11 protein-coding genes and 1 pseudogene are annotated in these 11,122 nt (G+C 59.7%); 2 read left to right on the top strand and 10 right to left on the bottom strand.

Features of this window, described 5'->3' with window-relative positions; translation table 11 throughout:
* Positions 1–354: 354 nt before the first annotated feature.
* The 4 genes from tcyN to ALO64_RS03030 form a co-directional block, all read right to left on the bottom strand.
* The gene (gene tcyN, locus ALO64_RS03045; protein ID WP_044319779.1) at positions 355–1,098 is read right to left on the bottom strand and encodes an L-cystine ABC transporter ATP-binding protein TcyN; all 744 of its coding nucleotides are present in this window, start codon (positions 1,096–1,098) and stop codon (positions 355–357) included.
* Between the two features lie 3 nt (positions 1,099–1,101).
* On the bottom strand, positions 1,102–1,770 hold the full coding sequence (tcyL, locus tag ALO64_RS03040) for a cystine ABC transporter permease (RefSeq protein ID WP_082303355.1): 669 nt from the start codon (positions 1,768–1,770) through the stop codon (positions 1,102–1,104).
* A complete protein-coding gene (tcyJ, locus tag ALO64_RS03035; RefSeq protein WP_044343337.1) occupies positions 1,767–2,564 on the bottom strand; it encodes a cystine ABC transporter substrate-binding protein in 798 nt (265 codons plus the stop codon). The genes tcyL and tcyJ overlap by 4 nt, the downstream gene beginning before the upstream one ends.
* A 218-nt stretch (positions 2,565–2,782) precedes the next feature.
* Positions 2,783–3,781 carry a D-cysteine desulfhydrase gene (locus tag ALO64_RS03030; RefSeq protein WP_044343336.1) on the bottom strand — a complete coding sequence of 333 codons (999 nt, stop codon included), beginning with the start codon at positions 3,779–3,781 and terminating at the stop codon, positions 2,783–2,785.
* 197 nt (positions 3,782–3,978) lie between these two features.
* Between ALO64_RS03030 and epsC the strand changes: the two genes are divergently transcribed.
* On the top strand, positions 3,979–4,932 hold the full coding sequence (gene epsC, locus ALO64_RS03025; RefSeq protein WP_054991656.1) for a serine O-acetyltransferase EpsC: 954 nt from the start codon (positions 3,979–3,981) through the stop codon (positions 4,930–4,932).
* Positions 4,933–4,945: 13 nt separating this feature from the next.
* Here epsC and ALO64_RS03020 read toward each other — a convergent pair whose 3' ends face one another.
* From ALO64_RS03020 to hutC, 6 genes and pseudogenes are all read right to left on the bottom strand, one after another.
* Positions 4,946–5,653 carry an anti-sigma factor gene (locus tag ALO64_RS03020; RefSeq protein WP_005778623.1) on the bottom strand — a complete coding sequence of 236 codons (708 nt, stop codon included), beginning with the start codon at positions 5,651–5,653 and terminating at the stop codon, positions 4,946–4,948.
* Positions 5,650–6,216, bottom strand: a complete 567-nt coding sequence (locus tag ALO64_RS03015) for a sigma-70 family RNA polymerase sigma factor (protein WP_002551609.1) — start codon at positions 6,214–6,216, stop codon at positions 5,650–5,652. The genes ALO64_RS03020 and ALO64_RS03015 overlap by 4 nt, the downstream gene beginning before the upstream one ends.
* Before the next feature lie 103 nt (positions 6,217–6,319).
* Positions 6,320–6,729: pseudogene (locus tag ALO64_RS03010) on the bottom strand (DUF3455 domain-containing protein).
* A gap of 231 nt (positions 6,730–6,960) precedes the next feature.
* Positions 6,961–8,136: a Na+/H+ antiporter NhaA gene (nhaA, locus tag ALO64_RS03005; RefSeq protein WP_044343340.1), complete on the bottom strand. Its 1,176-nt coding sequence runs from the start codon at positions 8,134–8,136 to the stop codon at positions 6,961–6,963.
* Positions 8,137–8,187: 51 nt separating this feature from the next.
* The gene (locus ALO64_RS03000; protein ID WP_005743140.1) at positions 8,188–8,784 is read right to left on the bottom strand and encodes a HutD/Ves family protein; all 597 of its coding nucleotides are present in this window, start codon (positions 8,782–8,784) and stop codon (positions 8,188–8,190) included.
* The gene (gene hutC, locus ALO64_RS02995) at positions 8,781–9,491 is read right to left on the bottom strand and encodes a histidine utilization repressor (RefSeq protein WP_161794677.1); all 711 of its coding nucleotides are present in this window, start codon (positions 9,489–9,491) and stop codon (positions 8,781–8,783) included. Before hutC ends, ALO64_RS03000 begins: the two co-directional genes overlap by 4 nt.
* A 202-nt stretch (positions 9,492–9,693) precedes the next feature.
* Between hutC and ALO64_RS02990 the strand changes: the two genes are divergently transcribed.
* On the top strand, positions 9,694–11,058 hold the full coding sequence (locus ALO64_RS02990) for a formimidoylglutamate deiminase (protein ID WP_044343334.1): 1,365 nt from the start codon (positions 9,694–9,696) through the stop codon (positions 11,056–11,058).
* Positions 11,059–11,122 lie beyond the last annotated feature (64 nt).

The following is an 11,122-nucleotide window of genomic DNA, read 5'->3' as shown; positions in this document are numbered from 1 at the left end:
TTGTCTACACCCTCCTAGTGTTTTACTTGAAAACCGGAGACTTCCTACACGGTTTATTTGGAACTGTTTACTTCGCGATAAACAACCGTCCTACCACAAAGTACCAATAGCAACAGGCAGTAACCGACGGAGGAGGGCTCAGAAGAGGATGTTCGGCAAGGGGCGTGTGTCTCAGGCCAGCCGACTACGAATCAGGTATGAGAGCTGACGTAGGCCGATTTTATTATTTCGATGATTTTTCGGAAAATTACGCGGGAATTGAGCAAGGATCTTGAACGATTAACGCCTTCTGAAATGTAAGAAAAAAGCAGCGCCGTTGATGGACGCTGCTTTTTTGGGGACCTACCGGCATGATCAGTGACGAGTGCGCTCAAGAAACTGCCGTGTGCGCTCTTCCTTGGGGTCGGCGAACAGTGCTTTGGCTTCGCCTTGCTCCACGATCACCCCCTTGTCGATGAAGATCACCCGGTTGGCGACCTCCCGTGCAAAGCTCATCTCGTGGGTGACGATCACCATCGTGCGCTTTTCTTCGGCCAGGGCGCGAATAGTGGTCAGCACCTCGCCAACCAGTTCCGGGTCCAGTGCCGAGGTTGGCTCGTCGAACAGAATCACTTGCGGCTCCATCGCCAGCGCCCGTGCAATCGCCACGCGCTGCTGCTGCCCGCCCGAGAGACGACGCGGGTAGGCGTCTTCCTTGCCGGTCAGACCGACCTTGGCGAGCAGTTTCCTGCCCAGCGCCTCGGCGGCTTCCCGCGCGACCTTCTTGACCACTACCGGGCCTTCAATGACGTTTTCCAGCGCTGTGCGATGCGGAAACAGATTGAAGTTCTGAAACACGAACCCTACCTGCTGGCGCAACTGGCGAACCAACCCCTGTTGCTGGTTCATGGAACGTGTTCCATCGATCTCGATGTCGCCCACCTTGATCCTGCCGCTATCTGGTGTCTCCAGCAGGTTCAGGCAGCGCAGCAGGGTGGTCTTGCCCGAGCCACTGGGACCGATGATGGCGACGACTTCCCCGGCTTCGATACGCAGATCGATGCCCTTGAGCACCTGATTGCCCTTGAATTTCTTGGTGAGTTTTTCAACGACTATCATGCGTCAGGTCTCCAGATCATGCCGGTTGACCCTGGCTTCCAGCTTGTTTTGCAGGTGCGAGAGCGCCGTGGCAAGGATCCAGTAGATCAGTGCGACGGCCAGGTACATGGTGAAAATTTCAAAGGTGCGTGCGGTGATCAACTGCGCCTGGCGGAACAGCTCCGGCACCTGAATGGTGGCGGCCAGCGCGGTGTCCTTGACCAGCGAAATGAAGCTGTTGCCCAGCGGCGGCAAGGCCGTGCGTGCTGCTTGCGGCAGTATGGCCCGGCGCATGGTCTGCCAGCGGGTCATGCCGATGCTTGCGGCAGCCTCCCACTGACCGCGTTCCACGGAGCTGATGGCCGCACGCAGAATTTCACAAGCATAAGCGGCCATGTTCAACGAAAAGCCGATCAGTGCCGCGCTCAGGGGTTCAAGCTGGATACCCAGTTCCGGCAGGCCGTAATAAATCACGAACAGCTGAACCAGCAAGGGCGTACCGCGAAAGAACGACACGTAGATGCGTGCAATCCAGTTCACCAGTTTGAGGCGCGACAGGCGCATCAATGCCAGGCCGAAGCCCAGCAGCAACCCGAAAAACATCCCGCCCAGGCTGAGGAAGACGGTGTAATACGCGCCCTTGAGCAGAAAGGGCGCGGAGTCCAGCGCGAGCTGAAGGCTCTCTTCGATCATTTGGTGACGTCAGCGTTGAAGTATTTCTTCGACAGTTTTTCCAGGGTGCCGTCGGCGCGCAGTTTGTCGATCGCCTTGTCGATAGCTGCCTGCAACTCGGGTTCGCCTTTGCGCAGGGCAATGCCGGACTCCTGACGTGAAAACGCGTCACCTGCGGATACAAGTTTGTTTTTGGTCTTGGTAGCCATTTCCAGAGCTGCCAGACGGTCAACGAGAATCGCGTCGATACGGCCTACACTCAGGTCCTGGATTTTGCTCGGGTCATCGTCATAGGTTTTGACGATTGCGCCCGGGACGTTTTCCTTCAACCATTGTTCGTAGTTGGTGCCCAGCCCCACGCCAACCTTCTTGCCGGTCAGGTCCTTGGCTGTCTTGATGGTGTCTGCGTTCTTCTTCAGAACCAGCGCCTGAATGCCGGACACGGTGTAGGGCTCAGAGAAATCGTACTTCTTCTTGCGCTCCTCGGAGATGGTCACCTGATTGATCACCACATCCAGACGCTTGGAATCCAGAGCGGCCAGAATGCCGTCCCATTTCGATGGCTGGATCTTGGCTTTCACACCCAGTTCCTTGGCCAGCGCTTCGGAAAACTCGACTTCGAAGCCGGTGAGCTTGCCGTTTTCATCGACGAAGCTGAACGGCGGGTAAGTGCCTTCAAGGCCCACATTAAGCGTGCCGCTATCCTTGATTTTCTGCAGTTGCTCGCCAGCCATGGCTTGCCCGGCGATACCGGTACCGAGCATCAAGCTCAGTGCCGAGAAAAGAAACGTGCGACGAATAGCGGAAATGTTCATGCGAGCCCCTTGTTGGTATGGAAGTGTCTGGCCTTTTTCTGACCCGACTCAAGCAACTTCGTGCTGATTATTCAGCTTTTTTCAGGCAGTTACGTCAGGTGTTCCGTCAGTGTTGTTGTCTGCCGGGCGCGACTATATAGCCATCTGCTTATGAGGAAAAATAACAAAAAAAGTTATTTTCCCTTCCAAAAGGCATAAACGCTGCACAGGCTGAAAAGTTACTGATCAAACGCATCCGGGTAGGCAAACAGCGCCGGAGCACCGCCAGTGTGCAGAAAGATCAGCGGGCCGTCGTTGAAGCGTTGACGGCCAATGCCATCCAGCAAGCCGGACATTGCCTTGCCGGTATAAACTGGGTCCAGCAACAGCCCTTCATGGCTGGCCACCAGCTTGATCGCTGCCAGCGTACCGGCGTTCGGTTCTCCATAACGCGGAGCGAAATATTCGTCCCACAGTTCAACCTTGAAGTGCTCCGGCAGGGTGATATCCAGTAATTCTGCCGTACGCTCGGCCAAGCCCTGCACTTTGGGCAGTTGTGCTTCTTCACTGCGCGAAACGGTCACGCCGATAATCGGCAATTGCGGCAACTCGTGAGCCAGTGCCAACGCCAGGCCGCTGTGGGTGCCCGCGCTGCCGGAGGCCAGAACAACCGCCGCAAAGTCGATGCCGGTCTGCTTGATCTGCTCAGCCAGTTCCAGCCCGGCGCGAACATAACCCAGCGCACCGACCGGGCTTGAGCCACCGATGGGTACCAGATAAGGCTTCTTGCCGCTTGAGCGCAGACGCGCAGCCAGCGCGTGCAGTTGTTCGTCGGCGTTGTCGAGGTTTTCAACCAGCTCGACCTTGGCATCGAGCAGCTCCAGCAGCAGGCGATTGCCGTTTTTCAGGTAACTCGGGTCTTCAGTGCCGATGGGGTTTTCCAGCAGCGCCACGCAGCCAAGGCCCAGGCGCGCCGCCAGGGCAGCAGTCTGGCGAACATGGTTGGACTGGATAGCGCCCGCAGTGATCAGCGTGTCGGCACCCTGGGCCAGCGCGTCTGCGGCGAGGTATTCAAGTTTGCGAACCTTGTTGCCGCCCAGCGCCAGGGTGGTGGTGTCATCACGCTTGATGTAGATATCGCGATCTGCCCAGATCGACAGGCGCTCAAGCTTTTCCAGAGCCGTCGGCGCGCTGATCAAGTCCAGGCGATTGAAACGGGCAAGCTGATTTTTGATCATGGTGGTCGGTAAGCCGTGTAGAGAGTCACCGGACTATAGGCAGACGTTTCCCGCACGGCAACTTATCTGTGCTCACTGCTCTGTTGGCGTATTCCTACAGAAATTGTTGTTTTTTTCGTCTGAATGTTTGCCGTAGAGTGGCAACAGCAGCGGCCAGCACTGTCGGTCGCCACCCTTCACATCAAGGAGAGTCAAGCGTGAGCGATATTCCAGAAGCATCCGCCGACGGCAGTTCCAGCCACTGGCAGTTGCAGCGGATCGTCAGCCAGTTGCGCGGCGCGCGTGAAGACTGGCGGGCGCGCAACCATCGGGTAAGCGGCGAGCACGGCGGGCGCGAACTGCCTTCGCGTGCAGCCATGGGCGAAATTCTTGAAGCGCTGAGCGGGGCGTTGTTCCCGATGCGGCTTGGCCCGGTGGACCTGCGTGAAGAAAGCGAAGATTTTTACGTGGGGCATACGCTGGATGTGGCACTCAATGCGCTGCTGGCCCAGGCCCGCCTGGAGCTGCGCTACGTCGCCCATCAGCAGGGCGGTGACCTGAAGAGCATCGATGCGCGAGCGCTCGAGCTGATTCAGGGTTTCGCCATGGCCCTGCCGGGTATTCGTCTGTTACTGGACACTGACGTGCTGGCCGCCTACCACGGCGACCCGGCCGCACGCAGCGTCGATGAAGTGCTGCTGTGCTACCCCGGCATTCTGGCGGTGATCCACCATCGTCTGGCGCACCATTTGTATCGCGCCGGTTTGCCATTGCTGGCGCGCATCAGCTCGGAGATTGCCCATTCGGCGACCGGTATCGACATTCATCCGGGCGCGCAGATCGGCCCGAGCTTCTTTATCGACCATGGAACAGGCGTGGTAATTGGCGAAACCGCGATCATCGGCGAGCGGGTGCGGATCTATCAGGCCGTGACCCTGGGCGCCAAGCGCTTCCCGTCGGACGAGGACGGCCAGTTGCAGAAAGGCCATGCACGGCACCCAATCGTTGAAGACGACGTGGTGATCTACGCGGGTGCGACCATTCTGGGGCGCATCACCATCGGTAAGGGCTCGACCATCGGCGGCAATGTCTGGCTGACCCGCAGCGTACCGGCGGGCTGCAACCTGACCCAGGCCAATTTGCTGCAACAGGATGATTGCAGCAAGAAGTGAGATCGCTCCGTTATCAGATCACCTTCACTGCCCGGCCGATGAACTGGATCGGCCCGGTAGGCTTGCCTATTGGCGAACCGGTGGATTTCTCCAGGGTCAGTTCGAACAGCTGATTGGGTTGCAGAGGCGGCAGTTTGTCCAGCGGAACATGCAGGCTCTGACCCGGCTTGACCAGCCCGAGTGAGACCGGGCCTTGCCAGTCGTCACCCTTGGTCCAGAACTCCAGCGCCTTGTCGTTCGGAACCTCGAACACGCCAAGCGGAATAAGCTGGATTTCCTGCGAGTTGCTGGCTTGCACAACCCAGCCGGGAGCCTTGTCCTGCGGCCCGACCAATACCACGAGGTAGGACGGTTGCGCCGGCGCGCGGGTCAGCAACGTCATGCCCAGCACCAGCGACGCCGCTAATCCGGCACCCGCCAGCCCCCGCCAGACCGACAGGTTGTCCCACCAGCGCACTCGCTGTCTGTGCAGCGCTTTGGCGGGTGCTGCCAGTTCCAGCAAGTTACGTTCGATGCGATCCCACAGGCCGGGCGATGGCGTAACCGGTTCGGCCAACTCTGTCAGGGGCAGCAGGCGCTGTTCCCAGGCATCGATGGCCGCCTGCAGATCAGGCTCGTGGGGCAGGCGACGTTGTACGTCGAGCCTTTCCTGTGCCGACAGGGTGCCGAGCACATACTCGCCCGCCAGGTCATGAATGTTGTCGTCTAAAGGCCGGTTCATCCCATGCACTCCCGCAAAGCCGTCAGGCTGCGCTTGATCCAGGCTTTGACCGTACCCAATGGCGCGCCGATCTTCTGCGCGATTTCCTGATGCGAATAGCCGTCTACGTAAGCGTGAAAGATACAGTTTCGGCGTACCGGCTCGAGTTGCTCCATGCATGAAGTCATCCGTCCTGGATTGACCCGCCAATCGAAAGCATCCCCGGTTTCCTGCCAGCCTTCCAGGGTTGCCTGTTCGTGATGATCGTCGCTGCCGTCATCCTCGACACGTACCTCGCGCGCCGTGTTGCGCAGCGTGTTCAGCGCAAGATGCCGGGTCACGCTGAATATCCAGCCACGCGCCGAACCGCGCGCCGCGTCGAAGCTGGCCGCGTGGCTCCAGATTTTCAGGAATGCGTCATGCACGATGTCTTCAGCCAGCGCCCGGTCACGCACCAGCCGCTGAGCGACGCCGAGCAGCCGCGCGCTTTCCTGTTGATAAAGACGCTGCAAGGCCTGCTTGTCACCGCGAGCGCAGGCCTGCAACGTTGCTTCGTAATCAAAGAGAGATTCGTGCGAGGACAAGATGATCCGCCATCGAAGGAAGACTACTGCCTCGCTGACATCACGAGGCTCCCGTGCAGCAGCATAGCCTACTGTTGCACGGTCACCTGATTAAGCGCATTGATCAGCTGGCGGTCCAGAACAGGTAATCGGCCTGATACTTGACCACTTCCTTCGCGCCCTTGTTGCTCTCTGCACAGGCTTTGGCCGGGGCTACGCCGCCTTTCAAGGCCACGCGCTGAATGTAAGTGACGCCCGTCATTGCGCCCTTGCCTTCAGCCGGGTTGGCCTTGACCAGTTGGTACGGCAGGTTGCCTGCGCTCGACGGGGCCACAGCAACCTGAGTACCGGTCAGTTTCGAGCCGTCTTTGGCCTCCCCCAGGTGGCCGGTGGGCCGTAGTAGGTGCCGACCTGTTTGCCGCTCTTGTCATTGAGCACGGCCTTGGGACCGACGAATGCCCACTCCATCTCGTTGGGCATGTTGGCTTTGGCGCGGCACTCGTAAGTGATCTCGCCGACCCCGGTGGTGGTCATGCTGACTTTGTTGCCGGCCGGTACCCTGACGCTTTCGGGCAGGTCAGTCTGAGCCATGGCAATGGATGACAGGCAAGTGAAAGCCAGGGTGCTACCAGCAAGGCAGAGCAAGCGTTTTGCGTTCATGCAGAAATCTCCAGATTGTTTAACCGCGCTCAGCAACTCGAAGTGGCTGCTGAATGTACTACCCGCGAGAAACCCATCTGGATGCAGTGATTTGAAAATATTTTTTCAGTGCCGGCTGAAACGGCTGCGCAGCAGCAAAATACCGGCAATTGCCGCGAGGCCCGAGCCGATCAGCACGCCGACTTTTACTTCATCGATCAGGTGCTGCGAACCAGGAAATGCCAGGTTGCCGATGAACAGGCTCATGGTAAAGCCGATGCCGCACAGAATAGCGACGCCGTACAACTGCACCCAATTGCTGCCTTCCGGCAATGTCGCCAGCCCGGCACGAATCGCCAGCACTGCGGCAAGGAACACTCCGATCTGCTTGCCGACGAACAGGCCCAATGCGACACCCATAGGCACCGGGTCGATCAGGTTTGCCAGGGTGATGCCGGAAAGCGATACACCCGCATTGGCAAAGCCGAAGATCGGCACCACGGCGAACGCCACCCAGTAATGCATTTTTTCTTCAAGAAACAGCAGCGGCGAGCGTGCTTCCTCCTCGGGCTTGCCCATCGGGATGCACAGCGCCAGCGCCACGCCGGCCAGCGTGGCGTGTACGCCCGATTGCAGGACGAAGAACCATAGCAGTGCGCCGAGCAGCAAATAGGGCAGCAGACGGCGGACGTCCAGGCGATTCAGCGCGATCAGTACGGCGAGGGTCACGAATGCGGCGGCCAGCATCGGCAGGTTAAGCCCCGAGCTGAAGAAAAACGCGATGATGGTTACAGCACCCAAGTCATCGAGAATCGCCAGCGCGGCCAGAAAGACCTTCAGCGAGGTCGGCACCCGACTGCCCAGCAGCGACAGCACGCCGAGGGCGAAGGCGATGTCGGTGGCCGCTGGAATCGCCCAGCCGCTGAGGGTTTGCGGGTTGCCCCAGTTAATCGCGATGTAGATCAGCGCAGGCACCAGCATGCCGCCCGCCGCTGCAAAGCCGGGCAGGGCGCGTTGTCCCCAGGTTGCCAGGCCGCCGGCCAGCACTTCGCGCTTGATCTCCAGGCCGACCATCAGAAAAAAGATGGCCATCAGCCCGTCGTTGATCCACAGCTCCACCGACAGGCCCAGCCAGACGCTGTGCAGAATCGAGAAGTAGCTCGCTGAGAGAGGAGAGTTGGCGACGATAAGGGCGGCCAGCGCCGCCGCCATCAAGACGATGCCGCCTGCTGATTCGGAGGCGAGGAAACGGGTGAGGACGGCAACGCCTCTGGGCGTTTCCCGGTTGGAAACTTGAGTCATGGTCATCCTTGAGTGCAAGGCTATTTTTGTTATGAGGTGCCAGGAATGCGTCTACAGGCCCGTGGCGGTGAGTTCGATCAGGCAGCAACGACTGGCGCGAGGTGATTGCAGTTCGATTTCCAGCAAACCGCCAGAATTATCCACTTGAGCGCAATCAAGTTTACCGAGAATTTCCCACGGCTGGCCGTTCACGCTTATCGCTACTTGCTCGGCCATGCTGAACAGCACAAAGATGCCGGCTGAACTGAACAGCCGTTGCGGATGACGCACGTCTATCCAGTGCAGGCGTGCCGTGTAACGATGAGGAGCATAGATCAGATTGAAGTCGCGAATCGGCCCGTCCAGCAGTGTGCAACTGACTTCACTGTCGCCGCTGAACGCAAACGGGTCCGATGGCAGCAACGGGCGGCTGGTAACGCCGTCCACGTCCAGTGTCATGCCCGCGCCCTGCAAGACGGTAATGATGCGTTGATAACCGGCGAACACCGAGAAGCCGCCCGAGGTTTCAATATCGGCGATCGACAGCCGCCAGCCGAAACCGTCGAGGTCCTGGCCTGCATCGCGAGCGATTTCTTCAGTGCTGCCACCGCCGTTTTTCCACGGCATGCGCGGGTAGTCGACGGCACGCAGGAGGCGAGTCTGGCTCATTTGGTAAAGCGTCCTTCCAGGCGATGGCGGGAGCCGGGGTGGATCAGGCGCGCAGCGGTGACGGGCTGGCGGCCTGACCAGGTACGGCGACGAATCAGCAGGCAGGGCTCTCCGGCATCGATCTGCAACAACGTGCATTCATCGGCTTCGGCGAGGATCGCCTCGACCACATGCTCGCCTTCGGTGAGCGGTGCAACCTGCGACAGATAGGCATAAGGCGTCTGTAGGGTGAAGTCCTGCCTGAGGTAGTCCGGGGCGACCTGGGCGTTGACGAAGCGGTCTTCGATCTGTACCGGAATGTCGTTCTCGTAGTGCACGATCAGTGAATGGAACACCCGCTGGCCTTCGCGCATGTCCAGCGCCAGAGCGCGCTCCGAGCCTGCGGCTTCTTCCTTTAGCACCATGACCTTGCAGGTATGGCGATGGCCGCGCGCGGCGATCTCGTCAGCAATGTTATGCACTTCGAACAGTGCCGACTGGCTTTTGGGTTCTGCGACAAAGGTGCCAACACCCTGCATGCGCACCAGCAAACCTTCAGCGGTCAGCTCACGCAGGGCGCGGTTTATGGTCATGCGGCTGAAACCCAGTTGCGTCACCAGCTCGCTTTCCGACGGTACGCGATGGTGCGGCGGCCAGGTGCCGTTCTGGATCTGCAGGGCGATCATGTGTTTGACGCGGGCGTACAAGGGTGCAGGACTTTCGCCCATCTGGGCTGCCAGGGAAGAAACGGCGGGCGGAGTCGACACGAGTGAGTCCTTGTTTTCTAAATGACGTTTTGACGATGATTCAGACGCCTGAGAGCGTCACGCTAACCATTAACCTGCTGCTCGGCAAGCGTGCCGAAGGTTTACCGGTCGCTTAAACGTCTGTATATGTATATACAAATTACAGTGATGAGGTGTGAAGTCAATGTCAGCCTTCTTTGCCGAGCGCGCGTTACTCCCCGACGGCTGGGCCAGCAATGTGCGTCTGGAGGTCAGCCAGGAAGGAGTTTTGACCCGCGTCGAGGCCAACGCGGATCGGCAGGGTGCCGAAATCGTCAGTGGCCCGTTGCTGCCTGGCATGCCGAACCTGCACTCCCATGCGTTTCAGCGGGCGATGGCCGGGCTGGCAGAAGTGGCGGGCAACCCCAACGACAGTTTCTGGACCTGGCGCGACCTCATGTATCGCCTGGTTGGGCGCATCAGTCCGCAGCAACTGGGTGTTATCGCTCGCCAGCTGTACATCGAAATGCTCAAGGGCGGTTACACCTCGGTTGCCGAATTTCATTACGTGCATCAGGACCTTGACGGCAAACCCTATGCAGATCCTGCCGAACTGGCCGTGCAGATCAGTCAGGCGGCAAGTTCGGTCGGCATCGGCCTGACCCTGCTGCCGGTGCTTTACAGCCACTCGGGGTTTGGCGGGCAGGCACCCAACGAAGGGCAGCGCCGGTTTATCCACAGCAGCGACAGTTATCTGGATTTGCAGGCTCGTCTACGCCCGGTTCTGGCGGCTCAGCCCGCGCAGCAGTTGGGTCTGTGCTTCCACTCGCTGCGTGCGGTGACGCCACAGCAGATCCGTGAAGTGCTGGCGGCCAGCGACCAGCAGTGCCCTGTGCACATCCATATCGCGGAACAGCAGAAGGAAGTCGATGACTGCCTGAGCTGGAGCGGTCGGCGTCCGCTGCAATGGCTGTATGAAAATGCCCCTGTGGATAACCGCTGGTGCCTGGTGCATGCGACCCACGCCGAGGCGGATGAGGTGCAACTGATGGCGCAAAGCGGCGCGGTGGCCGGGTTATGCCTGACCACCGAGGCCAATCTGGGCGACGGTATCTTTCCGGCGGTGGACTACATTGCCCAGGGTGGCCGGTGGGGAATTGGCTCGGACAGTCACGTTTCGCTCAGTGTGGTCGAGGAGCTGCGCTGGCTGGAGTACGGCCAGCGTCTACGCGATCAGCGCCGTAACCGGCTGTATCGTAGTGATCAGCCGATGGTTGGTCGCACCTTGTACGACGCCGCGCTCGCGGGTGGCGCGCAGGCGTTGGGGCAGCAGGTTGGTGCACTGCAAGTGGGACAACGCGCTGACTGGCTGGTGCTGGATGGCAACGACCCGTACATCGCCACGGCCTCGGGTGACGCCATCCTCAACCGCTGGCTGTTCGCCGGCAGCGACCGACAGATTCGCGACGTGGCAGTGAATGGACGCTGGGTCATACGCGAAGGGCGACACGCCGCAGAAGAACAAAGCAACCGCGAGTTCGCGCAGGTGTTGAGGGAATTGCTCGGCTGATGCAAGAGAGGGCGCAGAGCGTCCAGAACGGCATGCCCACGCGGAGCATGGGCACGATAGTGTT

Origin of the sequence: Pseudomonas meliae (genome assembly GCF_001400515.1) — a bacterium.
In the GTDB taxonomy this organism is placed as follows: domain Bacteria; phylum Pseudomonadota; class Gammaproteobacteria; order Pseudomonadales; family Pseudomonadaceae; genus Aquipseudomonas; species Aquipseudomonas amygdali.
This window is presented reverse-complemented; position numbering and strand designations above follow the sequence as displayed.